The 24,604-nt window shown below is 34.1% G+C and carries 20 protein-coding genes; all 20 read left to right on the top strand.

Annotation, left to right across the window (positions count from 1 at the left end; genetic code table 11):
• Positions 1 to 44: 44 nt before the first annotated feature.
• The 20 genes from tsf (at position 45) to CN946_RS14170 (ending at position 24,598) form a co-directional block, all read left to right on the top strand.
• A complete protein-coding gene (tsf, locus tag CN946_RS14265; protein WP_098861797.1) occupies positions 45 to 929 on the top strand; it encodes a translation elongation factor Ts in 885 nt (294 codons plus the stop codon).
• Between the two features lie 92 nt (positions 930 to 1,021).
• Positions 1,022 to 1,744 carry a UMP kinase gene (gene pyrH, locus CN946_RS14260; RefSeq protein ID WP_097975483.1) on the top strand — a complete coding sequence of 241 codons (723 nt, stop codon included), beginning with the start codon at positions 1,022 to 1,024 and terminating at the stop codon, positions 1,742 to 1,744.
• 2 nt (positions 1,745 to 1,746) lie between these two features.
• On the top strand, positions 1,747 to 2,304 hold the full coding sequence (frr, locus tag CN946_RS14255) for a ribosome recycling factor (protein WP_098861796.1): 558 nt from the start codon (positions 1,747 to 1,749) through the stop codon (positions 2,302 to 2,304).
• Between the two features lie 188 nt (positions 2,305 to 2,492).
• Positions 2,493 to 3,272, top strand: a complete 780-nt coding sequence (locus tag CN946_RS14250; protein ID WP_098861795.1) for an undecaprenyl pyrophosphate synthase — start codon at positions 2,493 to 2,495, stop codon at positions 3,270 to 3,272.
• Between the two features lie 17 nt (positions 3,273 to 3,289).
• The gene (locus CN946_RS14245) at positions 3,290 to 4,078 is read left to right on the top strand and encodes a phosphatidate cytidylyltransferase (RefSeq protein WP_098861794.1); all 789 of its coding nucleotides are present in this window, start codon (positions 3,290 to 3,292) and stop codon (positions 4,076 to 4,078) included.
• A gap of 33 nt (positions 4,079 to 4,111) precedes the next feature.
• Complete coding sequence (gene dxr, locus CN946_RS14240) at positions 4,112 to 5,263, top strand: 1-deoxy-D-xylulose-5-phosphate reductoisomerase (protein WP_098861793.1); 1,152 nt, start codon at positions 4,112 to 4,114, stop codon at positions 5,261 to 5,263.
• A 13-nt stretch (positions 5,264 to 5,276) separates the two neighbouring features.
• Positions 5,277 to 6,533, top strand: coding sequence for an RIP metalloprotease RseP (gene rseP, locus CN946_RS14235; protein ID WP_098861792.1), 1,257 nt, complete (start codon positions 5,277 to 5,279; stop codon positions 6,531 to 6,533).
• Between the two features lie 264 nt (positions 6,534 to 6,797).
• The gene (locus CN946_RS14230; protein WP_098861791.1) at positions 6,798 to 8,495 is read left to right on the top strand and encodes a proline--tRNA ligase; all 1,698 of its coding nucleotides are present in this window, start codon (positions 6,798 to 6,800) and stop codon (positions 8,493 to 8,495) included.
• Positions 8,496 to 8,615: 120 nt separating this feature from the next.
• Positions 8,616 to 12,926, top strand: coding sequence for a PolC-type DNA polymerase III (locus CN946_RS14225; RefSeq protein ID WP_098861790.1), 4,311 nt, complete (start codon positions 8,616 to 8,618; stop codon positions 12,924 to 12,926).
• Between the two features lie 245 nt (positions 12,927 to 13,171).
• Complete coding sequence (gene rimP, locus CN946_RS14220; protein ID WP_056470832.1) at positions 13,172 to 13,645, top strand: ribosome maturation factor RimP; 474 nt, start codon at positions 13,172 to 13,174, stop codon at positions 13,643 to 13,645.
• Positions 13,646 to 13,661: 16 nt separating this feature from the next.
• Complete coding sequence (nusA, locus tag CN946_RS14215) at positions 13,662 to 14,786, top strand: transcription termination factor NusA (protein ID WP_056470828.1); 1,125 nt, start codon at positions 13,662 to 13,664, stop codon at positions 14,784 to 14,786.
• A gap of 8 nt (positions 14,787 to 14,794) precedes the next feature.
• Entirely contained in the window at positions 14,795 to 15,064 is a 270-nt protein-coding gene (gene rnpM, locus CN946_RS14210) for an RNase P modulator RnpM (RefSeq protein ID WP_056470825.1), read from the top strand.
• Positions 15,061 to 15,360, top strand: a complete 300-nt coding sequence (locus tag CN946_RS14205) for a YlxQ family RNA-binding protein (RefSeq protein WP_098861789.1) — start codon at positions 15,061 to 15,063, stop codon at positions 15,358 to 15,360. The genes rnpM and CN946_RS14205 overlap by 4 nt, the downstream gene beginning before the upstream one ends.
• A 23-nt stretch (positions 15,361 to 15,383) precedes the next feature.
• Entirely contained in the window at positions 15,384 to 17,564 is a 2,181-nt protein-coding gene (gene infB, locus CN946_RS14200; protein WP_098861788.1) for a translation initiation factor IF-2, read from the top strand.
• Positions 17,565 to 17,975: 411 nt separating this feature from the next.
• Positions 17,976 to 18,323, top strand: a complete 348-nt coding sequence (gene rbfA, locus CN946_RS14195; RefSeq protein WP_025568543.1) for a 30S ribosome-binding factor RbfA — start codon at positions 17,976 to 17,978, stop codon at positions 18,321 to 18,323.
• Positions 18,324 to 18,395: 72 nt separating this feature from the next.
• Entirely contained in the window at positions 18,396 to 19,307 is a 912-nt protein-coding gene (truB, locus tag CN946_RS14190; protein ID WP_098861787.1) for a tRNA pseudouridine(55) synthase TruB, read from the top strand.
• 72 nt (positions 19,308 to 19,379) lie between these two features.
• Positions 19,380 to 20,321: a bifunctional riboflavin kinase/FAD synthetase gene (gene ribF, locus CN946_RS14185; RefSeq protein WP_098861786.1), complete on the top strand. Its 942-nt coding sequence runs from the start codon at positions 19,380 to 19,382 to the stop codon at positions 20,319 to 20,321.
• 139 nt (positions 20,322 to 20,460) lie between these two features.
• A complete protein-coding gene (gene rpsO / locus CN946_RS14180) occupies positions 20,461 to 20,730 on the top strand; it encodes a 30S ribosomal protein S15 (RefSeq protein ID WP_025568545.1) in 270 nt (89 codons plus the stop codon).
• 231 nt (positions 20,731 to 20,961) lie between these two features.
• A complete protein-coding gene (gene pnp / locus CN946_RS14175) occupies positions 20,962 to 23,076 on the top strand; it encodes a polyribonucleotide nucleotidyltransferase (RefSeq protein ID WP_098861784.1) in 2,115 nt (704 codons plus the stop codon).
• Between the two features lie 541 nt (positions 23,077 to 23,617).
• Positions 23,618 to 24,598, top strand: coding sequence for a polysaccharide deacetylase family protein (locus CN946_RS14170; RefSeq protein WP_098861782.1), 981 nt, complete (start codon positions 23,618 to 23,620; stop codon positions 24,596 to 24,598).
• The last annotated feature ends 6 nt before the right edge of the window (positions 24,599 to 24,604 follow it).

Genomic DNA, 24,604 nt, shown 5'->3' with positions numbered 1-24,604 from the left:
AAACGATTGAATAAAATAAACTTACATATAGGAGATGAAATATCATGGCAATTACTGCACAAATGGTAAAAGAATTACGTGAAAAAACTGGCGCTGGTATGATGGATTGCAAAAAAGCATTAACTGAAACTGAAGGTAACATGGACAAAGCAATCGACTACCTTCGTGAAAAAGGGATCGCAAAAGCTGCTAAAAAAGGTGACCGTATCGCTGCTGAAGGTTTAACTTTCGTTGAAGTAGCTGGAAACGATGCAGTATTAATCGAAGTAAACTCTGAAACTGATTTCGTTGCGAAAAACGAAGGTTTCAAAGAATTAGGTTCTGTTCTTGCAAAACATATCGTTGCTAACAAACCTGCAACTGTTGAAGAAGCTTTAACACAAACAATGGAAACTGGTGAAACTGTTGAAACATTCATCAACCATGCAATTGCTAAAATCGGAGAAAAACTCTCTTTACGTCGTTTTGAATTAGTTGCTAAAACAGATGCTGATGCATTTGGTGCTTACTTACACAGTGGCGGTCGTATCGGTGTTCTTTCAGTAGTAGAAGGAACAACTAAAGAAGATGTTGCTAAAGACGTATCTATGCACATCGCTGCAATCAACCCTAAATATATCTCTCGTGATGCTGTTTCTCAAGAAGAAGTTGAGCATGAGCGTGGAATTTTAACTCAACAAGCATTAAACGAAGGTAAACCTGAAAACATCGTTGCTAAAATGGTAGAAGGACGTATTGGTAAATACTTCGAAGAAATCTGCTTATTAGATCAATCTTTCGTTAAAAACCCAGACGTTAAAGTAGGTCAATTCGTAAAAGCTGCTAACGGAACTGTTAAATCATTCGTTCGTTATGAAGTTGGAGAAGGCTTAGAAAAACGTGAAGATAATTTTGCTGAAGAAGTAATGAATCAAGTAAAAGGTAACTAATTTAGTTACTTTGAATGAAAATAGGGGACACTATGTGTTCCCTATTTTTTAAAGAAACGTAAATACATAGATGTACGTAAATGGAGGGTATTATGAGTAAAGCAAAGTATAATCGCGTAGTATTAAAACTTAGTGGTGAAGCACTAGCAGGCGGACAAGGATTTGGAATTAATCCATCAGTTATTAAATCAATTGCTGAACAAGTGAAAGAAATTGCAGAACTAGATGTTGAAGTTGCAGTAGTAGTAGGTGCTGGTAACATTTGGCGTGGAAAGACAGGTAGCGAAATGGGTATGGACCGAGCTACAGCTGACTACATGGGAATGTTAGGTACTGTAATGAACTCATTAGCACTTCAAGATAGTCTTGAAACACTTGGTGTACAATCTCGTGTACAATCATCAATTGAAATGCGTCAAGTTGCAGAACCATATATCCGTCGTAAAGCAATTCGTCATTTAGAGAAAAAACGTGTTGTAATTTTTGCTGCTGGTACAGGAAATCCTTATTTCTCAACTGATACTACTGCTGCATTACGTGCTGCTGAAATTGAAGCAGATGTTATTTTAATGGCAAAAAATAATGTAGACGGAGTATATACAGCTGACCCATCAATCGATAAAACTGCTGTAAAATACGAAACTCTTACATATTTAGACGTATTAAAAGAAGGTTTAGGTGTAATGGATTCAACTGCATCTTCTTTATGTATGGACAATGATATTCCATTAATTGTATTCTCAATTATGGAAGAAGGTAATATTAAACGTGCCGTACTTGGCGAAAATATTGGAACAATAGTAAAGGGGAAATAAAAATGTCTAAACAAATCATTTCTTTAGCAAAAGAAAAAATGACAAAAGCTGTTTCTGCTTTCTCTAGAGAATTAGCAACAGTACGTGCTGGCCGTGCAAACCCAGCTATTTTAGATAGAGTTTTAGTTGAATATTATGGTGCTCCAACACCAATCAATCAAATGGCAAATATTTCAGTACCAGAAGCAAGATTATTATTAATTACTCCATACGATAAAACAGTCATTAATGATATGGATAAGGCGATTCAAAAAGCTGACTTAGGCTTAAATCCTTCAAATGATGGAACTGTAATTAGAATTAGTTTCCCACCATTAACAGAAGAGCGTCGTCGCGACTTAGTAAAAGTAGTTAAAAAATCTGCTGAAGATGCTAAAGTTGCAGTGCGTAACATCCGCCGTGATGCAAATGATGATCTGAAAAAAGCAGAAAAAAATGGTGAAATTACTGAAGATGAATTACGTGGTCTTGTAGAAGACATTCAAAAACAAACAGATTCACATATCGAAAAAATCGATGGAATCACAAAAGAAAAAGAAAAAGAGATAATGGAAGTTTAATACTGCATTGCAAGGTATATCTTACTAGCGCTTAGAAAAATAATGAATTTTTCACATTATGCTATTACATAATTTCATTATTGCATTATAATTAAATAAACTAAGCGCTTTGAGTAAAAAGACCCTCTGTTTAAGGGGGTTTTTTTACTCAATGCTTTAATTAGATATACTTAAACGGAGGATTAAAGATGTTTAAATTAATTTCTTTTTTTAAAAGAAATAAAGAAGAGAAAAATGTACCTCCAAGTTCGCAATTAAATGGGGTCGACGGAGTAATTCCTGAGCATGTTGCAATAATAATGGATGGTAATGGTAGATGGGCACAAAAGAGGAAACTACCAAGGGTTAAGGGACACTATGAGGGAATGAAAGTAGTTCGAAAAATTGCAAGAACTGCTAGTAAATTAGGTGTAAAGACTTTAACGTTATATGCTTTTTCAACTGAGAATTGGAAAAGACCTAAAACTGAAGTAGAATTCTTAATGAAGTTACCACAAGAATTTCTAGGGACATTTTTACCTGAATTAATCGAAGAAAATGTGCAGGTAAGATTAACTGGAAATAAAGAGCAATTACCAAGCTATACTACAGAAGCAGTATTAAGAGCAGTAGAGGAAACTAAAAATAATACAGGTATGGTATTAAATTTTGCCCTAAATTATGGATCTAGAGACGAAATTATTTCTGCAGTTAAAAAGATTTCTTCAGATGTATTGGATAATAAAATAATTAAAGAAGAAATTAATGAAGACTTGTTTAATCGATATTTAATGACTAGTGATTTTAAAGATCCAGATTTGTTAATTAGAACTAGTGGTGAATTAAGAATTAGTAATTTTATGCTTTGGCAAATTGCTTATTCTGAACTATATTTTACAGATGTTTTATGGCCCGATTTTACCGAAGAGTGTTTAATTGATGCGGTAAAAGAATATCAAAATCGAGCAAGAAGATATGGTGGTATTTAAGAAAGCGGTGAACGAACTTGAAACAGCGTATTATAACAGGAGTTATAGCTGGAGCATTATTTTTAGGATTAGTAATATTTGGTAGATGGCCGTTTGGATTACTTGTATTTGCACTTGGTACAATCGGTTATTTTGAATTGATTAGAATGAAAAAGTTTAATTTATTTAGTGCACAAACAGTACTTGGATTAATCTTAACATGGGTAGCGATTACACCAAATGATTTATCAAGTAGGATTTTTCCTATAGAAATCGGTAAAACGGAAATTTCAATTGTACTAATCCTATTACTTTTATCATATACGGTAATTACAAAGAATACATTTACTTTTGAAGATACTTCTTTTGTAGTACTAAGTAGTTTATATGTAGGATTCGGATTTCATTATATGTACGAAATGAGAAATATGGGAATTTCTTACTTCTTCTTCCCATTATTCGTAATTTGGGCAACTGATTCAGGTGCATATTTTATTGGGAAAGCCACAGGTAAAACTAAACTTTGGCCTGATATTAGTCCTAACAAAACGATTGAAGGTTCAATAGGTGGAATTATTTGTGCTGTAGTAGTTGCAGTAATTTTATCGATTATGTTAACTTTAAATCATTCAATACTATATTTAGTACTAGTAGCTGTTCTTGTTTCGATTTTTGGTCAATTAGGTGATCTCGTACAATCTGCATATAAAAGGTACTACGGTGTTAAAGACTCAGGAAATTTATTACCTGGTCATGGTGGAATTTTAGACAGATTTGATAGTATCATTTTCACATTGCCAATCGTCTATTTACTATTTGCGTTATAGTATTAGTTTTTGTATTTAAGGAGACATATGAAAATGAAGAAAATCAGCTTACTAGGAGCAACTGGTTCAATCGGTATACAAACACTCGATATTATTAGAAATCAATCAAATGATTTTGAATTAGTCGCGTGTTCAGCTGGAAGAAATATTGATGAATTATATAAGATTATTTTAGAATTTAACCCAAAACTAGTTTCAGTTGCAGGTAAAGAAGAAGCTGAAAAACTGGCGAGCTTAGGGATCACTTCGAAAACCAAAGTTTTATATGGTGAAGCAGGTCTGATCGAAGTTGCAGTACATGAAGAAAGTACAATACTTGTTAACGCTGTTGTTGGAAGTGTAGGTTTAGTTCCAACTATGAAAGCAATTCAAAATGGTAAAACAATCGCATTAGCGAATAAAGAAACATTAGTAACAGCTGGTCATATTGTAATGGCTGAAGCAGAAAAATTTGGTGTCTCAATTTTACCAGTAGATAGTGAGCATTCAGCAATCTATCAATGTTTAAATGGTGAAAACCCTAGTGAAATACATAAATTAATCATCACAGCTTCAGGTGGTAGTTTTAGAGATAAAACAAGAGATCAATTAAAGGATGTTACAATTGAAGATGCGTTAAACCATCCAAATTGGTCAATGGGTGCAAAGATTACAATTGATTCTGCTACAATGATGAATAAAGGATTAGAAGTGATAGAAGCACATTGGTTATTTAATATGCCATATGAAAAAATTGATGTAGTACTTCATAGAGAAAGTGTTATTCACTCTATGATTGAATTCGATGACGGAAGTGTAATGGCACAATTAGGAACACCTGATATGAGAGTACCAATCGCCTATGCACTTAACTATCCATCAAGAAAACCAGTTAAAAATCATAAGCCATTAGATTTAATTAAATTTGGGACACTTCATTTCCAAGAAATGGATTTTAACAGATTTAAATGTTTGGATTATGCTTATCAAGCAGGAAAAGTTGGCGGTAGTTTACCAACTGTATTAAATGCAGCAAATGAGGAAGCGGTAGCTGCTTTTCTACAGAATAAAATATCATTCTTACAAATTGAGAATTTAATAGAAAACGCTCTTGAAAAACACAATGTAATAAGTAAACCTTCATTAGAAGAAATTCGTAACATTGATGAACAAACAAGGCAATTCGTTTCATCACTAATAAAGTAAGGGTGGTAATTAGATGAATACAGTTATAGCGTTTGTTGTAATTTTTGGCGCACTTGTATTTTTTCATGAACTAGGACATCTATATTTTGCAAAACGTGCTGGTATATTATGTAGAGAATTTGCGATTGGATTTGGTCCAAAGGTTTTCTCATTTTATCGAAATGAAACTACATACACAATAAGATTATTACCGCTTGGTGGTTATGTTCGTTACGCTGGAGAAGATCCAGAAATGGTACAAGTAAAGCCTGGATCACATATCGGTTTACAATTTAACTCAATCGGGGAAGTTACTAAAATTGTAGTTGATCAGTTTGATCGTTTCCAAGATCTTCGTTTTGTTGAGGTTGATTCAATAGATTTAGAGCATAAGTTAGATATCATTGGTACTGAAGAAGGAACTGAAGGCGTATCAAAATTCAATGTAAATGAAAAAGCGTTCATTTATAGTGAAGGACAAGGTCACCAGATTGCTCCATATAACCGACAATTTAATAGTAAATCTGTAGGAAAAAGAGCGATTGCCATTTTTGCAGGCCCAATGATGAATTTTGTTCTAGCTTTAGTGATTTTTATATTATTGGGATTACTTCAAGGAACTCCCGTAAATGATGCTAAAATTGGTGAATTACTTCCAAAAGGTCCAGCACAAACTGCTGGTCTAAAAGAAGGCGACATTGTTTTATCAATTGATAATAAAGATGTTTCAAAATGGGAAGAAGTAGTTAAAATTGTTAGAGAAAGCCCAAGTAAAGAATTATTATTTAAAGTGAAAAGAGATAACAAAGTTATTTCGATTCCAATCACACCTAAATCAGAAACTATCGATCATAAAGTTAATGGTTTAATCGGTGTATATGCACCTGTTGAAAAAAATGTTTTTTCTTCGGTTAAATATGGTATAACTGAAACAGTTGGGTGGACAAAAGAAATTGTATTAGCAGTTGGCCATTTAGTATCTGGTCAATTCTCAATCAATAATCTTTCGGGTCCAGTTGGTATTTATCAAGTAACAGATCAAGCTGCACAATCAGGTATTTTCTACTTAATGAAATGGGCAGCGTTTTTAAGTATTAACCTTGGTATTATGAATTTATTACCATTACCAGCTCTTGATGGAGGAAGACTAACATTTTTTGCAATAGAAGCATTAAGAGGTCGTCCAATAGATCGCCAAAAAGAAGGTGTCGTTCACTTTATTGGTTTTGCGCTATTAATGTTATTAATGATCATCGTAACTTGGAACGATATTAAAAGATTTTTCTTATAAGAAGCTCTGTTTAATTTAATCGTGTAATTTCATGAATTTTGTTTAAAGAATCCGCGACTTACTTGCTTATAATACGGGCTTAGTGACATATTGTTTGTCAATTAGCCCGTTTTAAGTGGGAGCGGATTGTTATCTTACAAGGTCTTTTTAGAAATGTTGTTTGTATTGTATAGATGTAGCTTTTAAAACAATTACAAAATCTATTTTTAAAAATATTTATTAAAAAGAATATAAGAATAAAAGAAAAATATGAGGTGAATCCTTTTGAAACAAAGTATCGTATATAGTCCAACTCTTCGTGAAGTACCATCAGATGCAGATATAAAAAGCCATCAATTATTATTAAGAGCTGGTTTTATTAGACAAAATGCATCTGGTATTTATAGCTTCTTACCTTTAGGTAATAAAGTTCTTCAAAAAGTTGCAAATATCGTTCGAGAAGAAATGAATAATGCTGGTGCGATGGAAATGTTAATGCCATCAATGCAAGCGCAAGAATTATGGGAAGAATCAGGTCGTTGGGATAATTTTGGTCCAGAACTAATGCGTTTAAGAGATCGTCATGGTAGAGGATTTGCATTAGGAGCAACACATGAAGAAGTTGTTACTTCCATTATTCGTGATGAATTAAAATCATATAAAAAATTACCGATTACACTTTACCAAGTACAATCCAAATTCCGTGATGAAAAACGTCCTCGTTTTGGACTACTTCGCGGGCGTGAATTTTTAATGAAAGATGCATATTCTTTCCATGCATCACAAGAAAGCTTGGATGAAGTATATGATCGATTATTTACGGCTTATAGCAACGTATTTACTCGTTGTGGATTAAATTTCAGAGCGGTTGTTGCTGATTCAGGAGCGATGGGTGGAAAAGATACGCATGAATTCATGGTGTTATCTGATATTGGTGAAGATACAATCGCATTTTCTAATGAATCTAGCTATGCAGCAAATATTGAAATGGCACCAGTTATGACGAATTACGAGCCATCTGATGAGAAATTAGAAGAAGTTCAAAAAGTAGAAACGCCAAATCAAAAAACAATCGATGAAGTAATTGAATTCTTAAACTTACCGATTGAAAAAAGCATTAAATCAATTATTTTCAAAGCAGATGAAAGTTTTGTACTAGTGCTTGCTCGTGGTGACCACGAAATCAACGATATTAAATTAAAGAATTATTTAGGTGCACATACAGTAGAGCTTGCTTCTAAAGAAGAAGTAAAAGAACTAATGAACTGTGAAATAGGATCACTAGGTCCAATTGGAGTAAAATCTGATTTATTAGTATTAGCAGATAATGCAATTAAAGGTATTGTAAATGGTTGCTGTGGAGCAAATGAAGAAGGTTATCACTACATTAACGTAACTGTAAATAGAGACTATGATGTTAAAGATTTCGTAGACTTAAGATTTATTCAAGAAGGTGACTTATCACCAGACGGTAAAGGAACTATTTCATTCGCAAAAGGTATTGAAGTAGGTCATGTATTTAAATTAGGTACAAAATATTCTGAGTCTATGAATGCAACATTCCTTGATGAAAATGGGAAGTCGAACCCGATCATTATGGGATGCTATGGAATTGGTGTATCTCGTACATTAGCTGCAATTGTAGAGCAATATAATGACGAGAAAGGTATTGTCTGGCCTAAAAACCTAGCTCCTTTTGATGTACATGTCATTACTGTAAATACAAAGAATGAAGAGCAAGTAAATTTAGCAGACGATATTTATAAAACGTTAAAAGAGATTGGACAAGATGTATTATTAGATGACCGAAATGAACGTGTAGGCGTAAAATTTGCAGACGCAGATCTTTTCGGAATTCCTGTACGTGTAGTTGTTGGTAAAAAAGCCGCAGAAGGAATTGTAGAACTTAAAACAAGAGATGGACAAGTTAGTAAAGAAGTAGAAATTTCTAACCTTGTGAATGAAATAAATATGTTAAAATAAAATAAAAGTGGAAGCGACACCTTATGGGAATCGCACACAAATAAAAAGTACCTCTTATTTATGGAGGTACTTTCGATTTTTTTACACATATACTGCAATTTTAATAAGGTTGGTGAAAAAATGGGACAAACACGTCAGGAGCGGTTTCAGCTATTATTAGATCAGCTTCAATTTCCCGAAGATATGCGAGATCTGTATTTTAAAAATGGGGAAATCGTAAATCTTGAAGTAAATAAAAGCGAAAAAAAATGGCAGTTTACTTTTAAAATAGATAATGTTTTACCTTTTGCAACATTTCAAGTATTTGTAACAAGTTTATTAAGAACTTTTAAACATATAGCAGAGGTTTCAGTCGTTATTAATACAGAAAATCCAAAAATAGATGAACAAAAAGTAATTGATTATTGGTCATTTATGATTCAATCTGTTGAATCGAAATCCCCTATATTACAACATATTGAATCTGCCTTACCTTCAGTTGAAAATAATAAAGTAATGATCGATTTAAATAGTCTCATTGAAGAGAATGCTTTTACAAATCGATACGTTCCTCAGCTGCAAGATTTATATCAAAAAGTAGGTTTTCCTAAGTTGTTTTTTGAGAATACGATTAAAGACAATGTTGAAGAAAAAACTGAGTTTCTAGAGAAAAAAGCCGAAGAAGATCGCAAACGAGCGATGGAAGTACTTGTTGAATTAGAAAAGAAAGAGGCTGCTGAAGAAGCTGATGGAGATGAGCCTCAAGGTCCTCTTGTTGTTGGATATTATATTAAGGAAACTGAAATTAATACAATCTCTTCAATCATTGAAGAAGAAAAACGAGTAGTTCTCCAAGGCTATGTATTCGATTCTGAAATTCGTGAACTTAAGAGTGGCCGTGTTTTAATTACTTTCAAAATTACTGATTATACTAGCTCAATACTAGTTAAAATGTTCTCTAGAGATAAAGAAGATATCCCGATGTTAAATAAAATTAAAAAGGGTATGTGGGTAAAAGTTAGAGGGTCAGTACAAAACGATACATTTGTACGTGATTTAGTCATGATTGCAAATGATATAAATGAAATTACACCAGATGAACGCAAGGACGAAGCTCCAGAAGGAGAGCGTAGAATTGAGTTACATGCTCATACACATATGAGTCAAATGGATTCAGTCGTTTCAGCAGGTGATTTAGTCAAACAAGCAGGTAAGTTTGGACATGAAGCAATTGCAATAACGGATCATGCAGTTGTTCAATCTTTCCCTGAAGCATTTGGAGCAGGTAAAAAACACGGTGTAAAAATACTATATGGCGTTGAAATAAATTTAGTAAATGATGGTGTACCAACAGCATATAATCCATCTCATATTTCATTAGAGGAAGCAACCTATGTTGTATTTGACGTAGAGACAACAGGTCTTTCTGCTGTTTATGATACGATCATCGAGTTAGCTGCTGTAAAGATTCATAAAGGTGAAATCATTGACCGATTTGAACGATTTGCAAATCCACATCATCCACTATCTGCAACTACGATTGAATTGACGGGAATTACTGACGAAATGGTAAGAGATGCCCCAAATGTTGATGTGGTACTTCGTGAGTTTAAAGAGTGGATGGGTGACGATATATTAGTAGCTCATAATGCTTCATTTGATATGGGCTTTATTCAAATGGGCTTTAAAAAATATGAAATTGGTATTACAAATAACGGTGTAATTGATACGCTTGAATTAGCTAGAACTTTATATCCAGATTTTAAAAACTTTCGATTAAATACACTTTGTAAAAAATTCGATATTAACTTAACACAACATCATAGAGCGATTTACGATGCTGAGGCTACTGGGTTCTTACTCCTAAAAATGCTAAAAGATGCAGCAGAGCAGGATATGTATTATCATGATGAGCTAAATAATAACATGGGGAAAGGCGATGCTTATAAACGAGCAAGACCATCACATGCAACACTATTAGCTACGAATGAAACTGGATTAAAAAACTTGTTTAAAATTGTTTCATATTCTCATATCCATTATCATCATCGAGTTGCAAGGGTTCCTAGATCATTATTAGTGAAACATCGCGAAGGAATATTAGTCGGATCTGCATGTGATAAAGGTGAAGTTTTTGAGGCAAGTGTACAAAAATCTCCTGAAGAAGCAGAAAAGCTAATGGAGTTTTATGATTATATCGAAGTATTGCCGCCAGAGACACTTTTACATTTAGTGGAATTAGAAATTGTTCGAAATGAACAACATTTAAGAGAAGTAATTTCAAAGCTTGTAAAAATGGCTGAGAAGGTAGAGAAAATTGTAGTTGGTACTGGTAATGTTCATCACTTACAAAAAGAAGATCAAATTTATCGAAAAATTTTAGTTGGTTCTCAAGGTGGAGCAAATCCATTAAATCGACATCGATTACCAGACGTTCATTTTAGGACAACCAATGAGATGCTATCTGCATTCGCATTTTTAGGAGAAGAAAAAGCAAAAGAAATAGTCGTTACAAATACTCAAAAAATTGCTAGTTTAATTGAAGATATTAAACCAATTAAAGATGACTTATATACTCCAAAAATTGAAGGTGCCGAAGATGAAGTTCGTGATATGAGCTATCAAATGGCAAGATCTATTTACGGAGAGCAATTACCAGAACTTGTAGAAGCCCGTCTTGAAAAAGAGTTAAAAAGTATTATTGGACATGGTTTTGCCGTAATTTACTTGATTTCGCATAAACTCGTAAAAAAATCATTAGATGATGGGTATCTAGTAGGTTCAAGGGGATCTGTAGGTTCATCATTAGTAGCGACCATGACAGAAATAACGGAAGTAAATCCACTTCCTCCACATTATGTCTGTCCAAATTGTAAGCACTCAGAGTTTTTCAATGATGGATCAGTAGGTTCTGGATTCGATTTACCGAACAAAGATTGTCCAAAATGTGGTACTGCATATAAAAAAGATGGTCATGATATCCCTTTCGAAACCTTCCTTGGATTTAAAGGGGATAAGGTTCCTGACATCGATTTGAATTTCAGCGGTGAATATCAACCAACTGCTCATAACTATACAAAAGTACTTTTTGGTGAGGACTATGTCTATCGTGCAGGTACAATCGGTACTGTAGCTGACAAGACAGCATACGGTTATGTAAGAGGATATGCAAATGATCATAATCTAAATTTACGTGGTGCTGAATATGATCGATTAGCTATGGGATGTACAGGTGTAAAAAGAACAACTGGACAACATCCAGGTGGAATTATTGTAGTTCCAGATTATATGGACATTTATGATTTTTCACCGATTCAGTTCCCAGCTGATGATGTAAAGTCTGAATGGAAAACGACACATTTTGATTTCCATTCAATCCATGATAATTTATTAAAACTAGATATTCTTGGACATGATGATCCTACCGTTATCCGTATGCTTCAAGACTTAAGTGGAATCGATCCAAAAACGATTCCAACTGATGACCCTGAAGTTATGAAAATATTTGCTGGACCAGAACCTTTAGGTGTTTCAGGGGAACAAATAGGCTGTAAGACAGGTACTTATGGAATTCCTGAATTCGGAACAAAATTCGTTCGTCAAATGTTGGAAGATACGAAGCCATCTACCTTCTCAGAACTAGTTCAAATTTCTGGTTTATCACATGGTACAGATGTATGGCTAGGAAATGCTTCTGAATTAATTAACAGTGGAACTTGTACACTTTCTGAAGTAATTGGTTGTCGTGATGACATCATGGTTTATTTAATATATCAAGGATTAGAACCTTCATTAGCATTTAAAATAATGGAATCTGTTCGTAAAGGTAAGGGAGTACCAGCAGAGTGGGAAGAAGAAATGAGGAATAATAAAGTACCTGCTTGGTATATTGATTCTTGTAAAAAAATTAAGTACATGTTCCCAAAAGCCCACGCTGCAGCATATGTTTTGATGGCAGTACGAATTGCATATTTCAAAGTTCACCATCCAATTCTTTATTATGCTGCATATTTTACAGTACGAGCTGAAGATTTCGATATCGAAGCGATGATTGCTGGTCCAAGTACGATTAAAGCTAAAATAGAAGAAATTGCGATAAAAGGATTAGATGCATCAGTAAAAGAGCGAAGTTTAATGACTGTACTAGAGTTAGCATTGGAAATGTGTGAAAGAGGTTTTTCATTTGAAAAAATGGATTTATATCGATCTAGTGCAGATGAATTTTTAGTAAATGGTAACAAATTAATTCCACCGTTTAATTCGATTCCTGGATTAGGAACGAATGCGGCTAAAAATATTGTTGCGTCTAGAGAAGACGGAGAATTCCTTTCGAAAGAAGACTTACAACAAAGAAGTAAAATTTCAAAAACTGTATTAGAGTATTTAGATAAACAAGGCTGTTTACAAAACTTACCAGATCAAAACCAATTATCACTTTTCGATGGCTTTTAACAGTTTGCAAAACTTGGGAATTATGGTATAGTAGATACAGATGTAATTTAGCACGGGATTTTTCTTGAAGAGCAGGGGCAACCTGCTCTTTCTTATTACCCTTATGACCCAATTCATCTCTTTCGCAATTATTGTAACTTAAATTTTAAGTTACAATAATTGCGTAAATTGGAAATACTAAAGATAATTTCCCTGCTAAATAGCAGGGAATTTTCATCTTGTAATGTTTGGAAGGAGGATACTTCTTGAGTAAGAAGGTCACAGAGGTTGTATCAGAATTAGCACAACCAATAATTGAACAACTAGGATTAGAGTTAGTTGATGTAGAATACGTAAAAGAAGGAAAAGACTGGTTCCTTCGAGTATTTATAGATAGTGAGTCTGGAATTGATTTGGAGCAATGTGCTGCCGTAAGTGAAAAACTAAGTGAAGTCTTAGATGAAAAAGATCCAATTGAAAACCTATATTTTTTAGATGTTTCATCACCAGGTGCTGAACGTCCTTTAAAGAAAGAACAAGATTTTATTAAAGCAATTGGAAAACAAGTTTTCATTAAAACTTATGAACCAATCCTTGACGAAAAGAAATTTGAAGGGAAATTAATTTCATACACGTCAGAGGAAGTTCAGTTAGAGTTAACAATTAAAACAAGAAAAAAAATGATTACAATTCCAACACCAAAAATCGCAAGTGCAAGACTTGCTGTTACGTTTTTCTAAGTAGGGGGTACTTTTAATGAGTTCGGAGTTATTAACAGCATTAGAAATAATTGAAAGAGAAAAAGGAATTAGTAAAGATGTCGTAATTGAAGCGATTGAAGCAGCTTTAATTTCAGCATATAAACGTAATTTTAATCAAGCACAAAATGTTCGAGTTGATTTTAACCTACATAACGGTTCAATTCGTGTTTTCGCAAGAAAAGAAATAGTAAGCAATGTGTTTGATACACGTTTAGAAATTACAGTTGAAGAAGCACAACAACATAATCCAAACTTTATGGTAGGAGATATCATTGAATTAGAAGTAACACCTAAAGACTTTGGACGAGTTGCTGCAACTACTGCTAAACAAGTAGTAACACAAAGAGTTCGTGAAGCAGAACGCGGTGTAATTTATTCAGAATATATTGACCGTCAAGAAGATATGATGACAGGTACAGTTCAACGTATCGATTCACGCGCAATTTATGTTAACTTAGGTAAAATTGAAGCAGTACTTCCTGTAACAGAACAAATTCCAACTGAGAAATATAGAATCCATGATCGCATTAAAGTATTTGTTACAAAAGTTGAAAAAACATCAAAAGGTCCACAAATTTTTGTATCACGTACTCACCCTGGATTATTAAAGCGTTTATTTGAAACAGAAGTACCTGAAATTTATGATGGTGTTGTAGAAATTCGTTCAGTAGCGCGTGAAGCAGGTGACCGTTCTAAGATTTCAGTTTATACAAGCAACCCTGATTTAGATCCAGTAGGTGCTTGTGTAGGTCAAAAAGGTCAACGTGTACAATCAATTGTTAATGAACTAAAAGGTGAAAAAATTGATATTGTACGTTGGTCTTCAGATCCAGTTGAATTTGTTGCAAATGCATTAAGCCCATCTCAAGTTATTAGAGTTTTAGTAAATGAAGAAGAAAAAGCAACTACAGTAGTAGTACCAGATCACCAATTATCTCTTGCAATTGGAAAAAGAGGTCAAAATGCTAGATTAGCTGCGCGTTTAACAGGTTGGAAAATTGATATTAAATCACAGTCTGATGCAGATAAAATTGGTATTGACTATACATCTCCAGCGCAAGAAGTAACTGTATCTAATGATGATTTCGATGCTTACGCTGACGACTTTAATGAGGAGTGAGTAAACTCATGAATCGAAAAATTCCTTTACGTAAGTGTGTTGTAACACAAGAAATGAAACCAAAAAAAGAATTAATCAGAATTGTTCGTTCTAAAGAAGGAGAAGTATCCATTGATCCAAGTGGAAAAAAATCAGGTCGTGGAGCTTACTTAACAAAATCTGTTGAAGTTGTAAAACAAGCGCAGCAAAAAAATACTTTAGAACAGCAATTAAACGCTAAAATTGATGCTAGTTTATATGAAGAACTTTTAGCTTATATTGAAAAGGAAAAAGCATGACAAACAAAGGATTGTCTTTATTAGGACTTGCAGCTAGAGCTCGTAAAGTGGTTTCAGGCGAAGAGTTAGTTGTAAAAGAAGTCCAACAAAAAAGAGCAAAACTAGTTATTTTGTCAAAGGATGCTTCCGATTTAACCGCGAAGAAAATTAAAGACAAGACAACTTTTTACAATACTCCACTTTGTTATGTTGAAAATCGTTTTGAATTAGGGCACGCTATTGGGAAAGACGCTCGAGTGGTCGTTGCAATTACTGATCATGGATTTGCAACAAAACTTCAGACATTATTAAATTAATGGACTAATCTGGGGGTGAACGTATGACGAAAATTAGAATTTATGAGTATGCTAAAAAGCAAAATGTTTCAAGTAAGGAAATTATTGAAAGACTCAAGGATTTAAAAATCGAAGTAAAGAATCATATGGCCACAATTGCAGAGGATATTGTTGAAAAATTAAATAAGAGTTTTCAACCAAAGTCTGTAGAGATTAAGCAACCCCAAAAAGCTGTGTCCAAATCTTCTTTTAAGGTAATTCCTGCATTTAATGTAGAAGCTAGTGAAGAGCTTGATTATGAAGTAGACTATCAATTAGAAGATACGAAAGAAAAATCAAAAAAGAACAGTAATAAAAAGAAAAAGACTGATAGCCAAAAGCAAAGCAGTCAAATTGAAGATCGACAAACGACAGGGATAAAGAAAGGCAACCAAAATATGAATCATAAAAATAACTCAACCGAGAACACTTCGAATAAAATTATCTTCTCAGGTTCATTAAAAGTATCTGAGCTTGCAAAAAAATTAGGTAAAGAACCATCAGAATTAATTAAAAAATTATTTATGTTAGGCATTATGGCGACAATTAACCAAGACCTTGATAAAGACACGATTGAATTATTAGCAAGTGACTACGGAGTTGAAGTTGAAGAGGAAGTTATTGTTGATGAAAATGACTTCGAAAGCTTTATTGATGAAGCTGACGATGAAGCTAATCTACAAGAACGTCCACCAGTTGTAACGATTATGGGTCACGTTGACCACGGTAAAACAACTTTACTTGACTATATTCGTAAATCAAAGGTAACTGCTGGAGAAGCAGGTGGAATTACACAACATATCGGTGCTTACCAAGTAGAAATCGAAGGAAAGAAAATTACGTTCTTAGATACGCCTGGTCACGCCGCATTCACTACAATGCGTGCACGTGGAGCACAAGTTACTGATATTACAATTATCGTTGTAGCAGCTGATGACGGTGTTATGCCACAAACAGTTGAAGCGATCAATCACGCAAAAGCAGCAGAAGTACCTATTATTATTGCCGTGAATAAAATGGATAAAGAATCTGCAAACCCAGATCGCGTAATGCAGGAATTAACTGAACACGGTATTGTATCAGAAGCATGGGGTGGAGACACAATCTTCGTTCCTATTTCAGCATTAAACGGTAACGGTGTTGATCAGTTACTTGAAATGATTCTTTTAGTTAGTGAAGTGGAAGAATATAAAGCAAATCCTACACGTAAAGCACTAGGTACTGTAATTGAAGCTGAATTAGATAAAGGTAAAGGTTCAGTTGCAACTTTATTAGTTCAAAATGGTACATTAAAAGTTGGAGATCCAATTGTAGTTGGAACTTCATTTGGCCGTGTACGTGCGATGGTAAATGACTTAGGTCGTCGAATTAAAGAGGCTGGTCCATCAATGCCAGTTGAAATTACTGGTTTAAATGAAGTTCCTCAAGCAGGTGACCGTTTTATGGTATTTGCTGATGAGAAGCGTGCGCGTCAAGTTGGTGAAGCACGTGCTTCACAAGCAGTTCTTCAACAACGTAGCGAAAGCTCAAAATTATCTCTTGAAGATTTATTTGCTCAAATTCAAGAAGGTAATGTAAAAGAAATCAATCTAATTGTAAAAGCAGACGTTCAAGGTTCTGTTGAAGCAATGGCTGCTTCATTACAAAAAATTGAAGTAGAAGGCGTAAAAGTTAAAATCATCCACACAGGCGCTGGTGCGATTACTGAGTCTGATGTAATTTTAGCTTCTGCATCTAATGCGATTATTATTGGGTTCAACGTACGTCCTGATGTAAATGCAAAACGTACTGCAGATTTAGAAAATGTAGATATTCGATTACACCGTATTATTTACAAAGCAATTGAAGAAATTGAATCTGCGATGAAAGGTATGTTAGACCCAGAGTTTGAAGAAAAAGTAATCGGTCAAGCAGAAGTTCGTCAAGTATTCAAAGTATCAAAAGTTGGTACAATTGCTGGATGTTATGTAACTGATGGAAAAATTACTCGTGACAGCGGTGTTCGTTTAATTCGTGACGGTATTGTTGTATTCGAAGGTCAATTAGACACATTAAAACGTTTCAAAGATGACGTTAAAGAAGTAGCGACAAACTACGAATGTGGTATCACGATCGAGAAATACAATGATATTAAAGAAGGCGACGTAATCGAAGCTTACGTAATGGAAGAAATTAAACGTAAATAACGAAAAGTGGAAAAAGCTTGCCCAGCTCTGAAGGGAATATCTCCGACAACTTGAAGAAGTGGTGGTTTGTCCACTTCGAAAGTAGTTGGAATATTACCGAAGAGCTAGCTTTTGGAACTAGACATTATGAAAAGTGAAAGCGACTCGTTTAGCCCCGACAAGCATAAGACAAGGACCAGATAAGGTTGGTTTTTAACCTTAACTGGTCATTGACTTATGACCTCGAGGGGCAAGTCGCTGGAACTAGACATCACAATATCTTCTATTAAAAGTTGATTTTAAAACTGGAAATAAATAATGGACTTATCACAAATGAATAAGTTCAGCATAATAAATAATTATTTATACAATTAGTTAAACTAATCGTATGAAAGCACGAATTGTTTTGCTTTGTAAGATTGAGGTGAAAGTATGAAAGTAAGAGCACATCGTGTTGGAGAACAAATGAAGAAAGAACTTGGTGAGATTATCGGTAGAAAAATTAAAGATCCAAGAATCGGCTTTGTAACAGTTACTGATGTTCAAGTAACAGGTGACCTTCAACAAGCTAAAGTCTATATTTCAGTATTAGGTGACGATGAACAACGTCAAAATACATTAATTGGATTAGCGAAAGCAAAAGGATTTATTCGTTCTGAAATTGGTCAACGTATTCGTTTACGTAAGACACCAGAATTAATTTTTGAATTTGATGAATCAGTCGATTATGGTAATCGAATTGAGACATTGCTAACTCAAATTAATAAAGAGAATAACTGATAATGAATGGATAGGCGAGTGATTCGTCTATCCATTTTTCATCATGCTAAAAAATAAACGATAGGTGATAAGATGAATGGCGTAATTGCACTGAATAAACCAGCGGGTCTTACCTCTCATGATTGCGTCTTTAAAATAAGAAAGATTTTAAAGACAAAAAAAGTCGGTCATACAGGAACCCTTGATCCAGAAGTAACGGGCGTCTTGCCGATCTGTGTAGGTGAAGCTACAAAGCTAATACCATATTTAACCGATGATCGAAAAAAATATATTGGTGAAATTACTTTAGGATTTTCTACAACAACTGAGGATGCTCATGGAGAAATTATTGAGCAAAAGATGGTTGATCGAGTTATTATCCGTGAAGAGATTTTAAATGTACTAAATCAATTAACAGGAGATATTAGTCAAACTCCTCCTATGTACTCTGCTGTTAAAGTAAATGGTAAAAAGCTATATGAATACGCTAGGGCTGGAATAGAAGTAGAACGTCCAACTAGAACGGTTACAATATTTGAAATCATTTTACTTGATGATCGAGAAGTATTCGAAGGAGATACAATTTCTTTTAAATTTGAAGTTTTCTGTAGTAAAGGTACATATATTAGAACTTTAGCTGTTCAAATGGGTGAACTTTTAGGGTTCCCTGCTCATATGTCTTATTTAACTAGAACAAAAGCAGGCGCATTTACGATTGATGATTGCGTTACTTTTGCTGAATTAGAAGAAAATGCTAATGATTTTACTTTAGATCGTGTAATGTTATCGATGGAGCAGGCTCTTAATGAGTATCCACGTCTAACTGTGACACCTGAAGAAGAAGTAAGAGTATTTAATGGTGGATTTTTTCCGAATACGATGAACTGTAATGAAGGGGAATATATTGCAGTCTACAACGAAAATAATAGAATTATTGCAATGTATACTCCAAACCCTAAAAATAATAATGTAATTAAGCCAACAAGAGTATTTCATAACCAATAGAAAAAACTATATAAATTTTATTCATTGTTCTATAATGGGAAAAGAGACTTGATTATAGAAAAGGTGATATATATGACAAAAATAATAAAAATCACCCATCCTCATTCAATAAAAAAAGAAGATTGTAAAGAAACGGTCTTAGCACTTGGCTTTTTTGATGGAGTACATAAAGGTCATCAACAAGTCATAAAAACTGCCAAAGAAATTGCGGATGAAAAAGGATTATTATTATCAGTGATGACATTCGATCCACATCCATCTGCAATTCTCGGAAATCGTGATGATGCGATTTCTTATTTGACACCTTTGGAGCTAAAAGTGAAGTGGATGGAGAAACTTTGTGTAGACCAATTATTTGTTATTGAATTTTCAGAGGAATTTGCGGCACTACTACCACAAGAATTTGTCGATCAATACATTATTTCTTTAAATGCAAAACATGTTGTTGCTGGATTTGATTTTTCATTTGGAAAATATGGTAAAGGGAATATGGAATCATTACCATTTCATTCTAGAGGTGAATTTACTCAATCAACAATTTCAAAATTCGTTTTAGACGATGAGAAAGTAAGTTCAACACGAATTAGGGAAGCGATAAAAGCTGGTGAAATGGAAGAAGCTACCCACTTACTTGGCAGACAATATCAAATTAAAGGGATCGTTGTAGATGGTGACAAACGTGGCCGAACAATTGGATTTCCAACAGCTAATATTTCTGTTTCCATTCCGTATGCATTACCATCAGTAGGTGTATATGCTGTAAAATGTATTGTAAACGGTGAAATATATGAAGGTATGTGTAATATTGGATACAAACCAACTTTTTATCATGAGTTCCAAAAACAAACAATTGAAGTAAATATTTTTGAATTTAATGAAGATATATACGGAAAAGAAGTTGAAATTTTTTGGTATGCTAGAATACGTGATGAAAAGAAGTTTAATGGTATAAATGAGTTAATCGATCAATTACAAAAAGATCGTGAAACAGTAAAAAGTTATTTTCGAGAATAACTAATTTAGAATACTTGCTTTTATAATTAAAACAATGTAATATTATTAAAGTACTTGAAAAACCGTTGCTTGGCAAATCGATTCACCGACGACTGCTAGGTGATAGGTGTTCAACAATATTATTATGAGGTGAAAAAACATGGCATTAACTCAAGAACGTAAAAACGAAATTATCAGCACTTACAAAACTCATGCGAACGATACTGGTTCTCCAGAAGTTCAAATTGCAGTTTTAACTGAAAACATTAACTCTTTAAATGGGCACTTACGTACTCACAAAAAAGATCACCACTCTCGTCGTGGTTTATTAAAAATGGTTGGTAAGCGTCGTAACTTACTTAACTACTTACGTAACAAAGACATTACTCGTTACCGTGAATTAATTAACAAATTAGGTTTACGTCGTTAATTCGAGTATTAATTTGATACTTTAAGAAAAAGCGGGATTCTTCCCGCTTTTTCTTATACATATCGATTTAAAATTACTGATCAATTGAATTTTAAATTTATAAATATTTATTCTCTTTTTCTCGTTAGTTGATTTCTTTACTAAACATAGGAGATAATAGAGAATATACGATTTTTTTACATAATTAGTTTAGACTTTGAATTGTAAATTAGAGAGGGGTATTTATACCATATGGAACAACAAAAGCACGTTTTTTCCACGGAGCTTGCTGGTAAAACTCTTACTGTTGAAGTAGGACAATTAGCAAAGCAAGCAAATGGAGCAGTTTTAGTAAGATACGAAGATACAGTCGTATTATCATCAGCAACTGCATCAAAGGAACCTAAAAAAGTTAGCTTTTTCCCATTAACAGTAAACTACGAAGAGCGTTTATATGCAGTAGGTAAAATTCCTGGTGGATTTATTAAACGTGAAGGTAGACCGAGTGAAAAAGCAATATTAGCGAGTCGACTAATTGACCGCCCAATTCGACCATTATTTGCAGATGGATTCCGTAATGAAGTACAAGTAATCAGTATGGTAATGAGCGTTGATCAAGATTGTTCATCAGAAATGGCTGCTATGTTTGGTAGTTCACTAGCGCTATGCGTATCTGACATTCCTTTTAATGGACCTATTGCTGGAGTTGTAGTTGGTCGCATTAATGACGAATTTATTATTAATCCAACAGTTGAGCAAGCTGAAAACAGTGATATTCATTTAACAGTTGCTGGAACGAAAGATGCAATAAACATGGTTGAAGCTGGAGCTAATGAAGTGCCAGAAGAAGTTATGCTTGAAGCAATTATGTTTGGTCATGAAGAAATTAAAAAATTAATTGCATTCCAAGAAGAAATAGTAGCACAAATTGGAAAAGAAAAATTGGAAATTAAGCTTCATGAACTAGATGCTGAATTAGAAAAACAAATTCGTCAAATTTGTGAAATAGAATTAAATGCAGCTATTCAAGTTCATGAAAAACATGCTCGTGAAGCTGCGATCAATGAAGTAAAAGAACGTGTTGTTCTTCAGTTTGAAGAAAATGAAGCAGAAGAAGAGATCATTGGACAAGTTAAAGAAATCCTTTCAATGCTAGTAAAAGAAGAAGTGCGTCGTTTAATCACGGTTGAAAAAGTTCGTCCTGATGGAAGAAAATTAGATGAAATCCGTCCATTATCATCACAAGTTGGTTTACTACCTCGTACACATGGTTCTGGTTTATTCACTCGTGGACAAACTCAAGCGTTAAGCATTTGTACACTAGGGGCTCTTGGTGATGTGCAAATTCTTGATGGATTAGGCATAGAAGAATCAAAACGTTTTATGCATCATTATAATTTCCCACAATTTAGTGTTGGTGAAACAGGACCAATTCGTGGACCAGGTCGCCGTGAAATTGGACATGGAGCATTAGGTGAAAGAGCACTTGAGCCAAGTATTCCAGATCAAAAGGATTTCCCATACACAATCCGACTTGTATCAGAAGTACTTGAATCAAATGGTTCAACTTCACAAGCAAGTATTTGTGCAAGTACTCTAGCAATGATGGATGCTGGTGTACCAATTAAAGCACCAGTTGCTGGTATTGCAATGGGATTAATTAAATCTGGTGAACATTATTCAGTTCTTACAGACATTCAAGGTATGGAAGATCATTTAGGAGATATGGACTTTAAAGTTGCAGGAACAGCTAAAGGTGTAACTGCACTTCAAATGGACATTAAAATTGATGGTTTATCAGAACAAATTTTAAAAGAAGCATTAGAACAAGCAAAAATTGGACGTATGCAAATTCTTGATTCGATGCTTGCTACAATAAGCGAACCAAGAACGGCATTATCTGAGTTTGCTCCAAAAATCTTAATGATGACAATTAACCCAGATAAAATTAAAGATGTTATTGGACCAGGTGGAAAACAAATCAATAAAATTATTGAAGAAACTGGCGTAAAAATTGACATCGAACAAGATGGAACAGTATTTATTTCATCTGTAGACCAACCTATGAATGAACGTGCAAAACAAATTATCGAAGACCTTGTTCGTGAAGTAGAAGTAGGTCAATTATACATGGGTAAAGTAAAACGAATTGAAAAATTCGGCGCATTCGTTGAAATATTTGCAGGTAAAGATGGATTAGTCCATATTTCTGAACTTGCAGAAGAACGCATTGCTAAAGTTGAAGACGTAGTTTCACTGGGAGACGAAATCCTGGTAAAAGTAACTGAAATCGACAAACAAGGACGAGTAAACCTATCTCGCAAAGCTGTATTAAAAGAACAAAAAGAAAAAGCTGAGCAACAATGAAATGTGGAGCAAGCTCGTCCAGCTCTGAAAGGAATATCTCCATTCATCTGAAGAAGTGGCGATTTTTCCACTTCGAAGATTAATGGAATATTACCGAAGAGCTAGCTTGCGGAACTAGACATCATGAAAAGCGGAAGGCGTTCACTCTGCCCCGACAAGCTTAAGACAAGGACTAGTGAAGGTTGCTTTTTAACCTTTGCTGGTCCTTGGCTTATGACCTCGAGGGGCAAACGCCTGGAGCTAGACATCATGAAAAGCGGAAGGCGTTCGCTCTTTCTTAACCAAATAAAAACAACAGGCACATAGAAATGAGCCTGTTGTTTTTTATTTTTTTTACTTTCACACTCCTTCTTAATCCTCTCTTTTAATTTTCCAGAATTTCATGTGTGCCTAAAATTTTTTTGGTTACAATAAGAAAAGTAGAACTAGAAATTACCAGATAAATTAGTTATTGCTAATTTAATCGTACATAAGTTGTAGAAAGCTTGTTCTATTTTATTAAAAAATATCATATTCCTTCTAGTAGGAGGGCGTTTAGGAAATGAGTAGAAGTCGGTTAAAAGTCTTAGCATTCGTTATGGCATTATTTCTAGCAATTTTAGTAGTTAGAAATCAATATACTAATCAATACGTGAGGAATTTAACTTCAAAATCGTCAATTGTAACAGCAAAAACAAATGGGTTATTTGATGAAATCAAAACAAAAGCGCCAACTTTCGAGATACCTCCAAAAGATGCCTATGTGGACTCGGTTTGGAAAGCAATACCTGGCTATAACGGTTTAACAGTCGATGTTAATGCGTCATATAAGAAAATGAAGGCAAATGGTAAGTTTGATGAGAATAAACTAGTTTTTAAAGAGGTTTCTCCAAAAGTTCATTTAAAGGATTTACCACCATCACCAGTGTATAAAGGGAATCCTGAAAAACCAATGGTAGCATTTACAATCAATGTTGCATGGGGAAATGAATATATTCCGGAAATGTTAGAAGTATTAAAGAAGCACAATGCAAACGCAACTTTCTTTCTTGAGGGTAGATGGGTAAAAAATAATCCAACTGTCGCTCAACTAATCACTGCTGCGGATCAAGAAGTTGGGAACCATTCTTATACACATCCCGATATGGCAAGAATAGGTAGTCAGCAAATAAGAAATGAAATAACCCAAACTAATTCAGTCATACTAGCTACAACTGATCAAAAAGTTGTATGGTTTGCTCCTCCAAGCGGTAGTTATCGTGATGAGGTAGTTAAAATCGCTTCAAGTTTAGGCTTAAAAACAATTATGTGGACAGCAGATACGATTGATTGGCAGAAACCGCCAAGAGAAGTCATTATTAATCGTGTTATGAAAAAAGTAGGCAATGGTACAATCGTTCTTATGCATCCAACGAAACCGACAGCTGAGGCACTTGATGAACTAATCACAAAAATAGAGGCATCAGGTCGAAAAGTTGTAAATATTTCAACTTTATTAGATGAAAAAAGGTACGATACAATTAAAAAAGTTGAAAACAAATGACAATTA

Origin of the sequence: Bacillus sp. AFS053548 (assembly GCF_002575105.1) — a bacterium.
Lineage (GTDB): Bacteria > Bacillota > Bacilli > Bacillales > Bacillaceae_G > Gottfriedia.
Note: the sequence above shows the minus strand (reverse complement) of the source record. Positions and strands in the feature narration are given on the sequence as shown.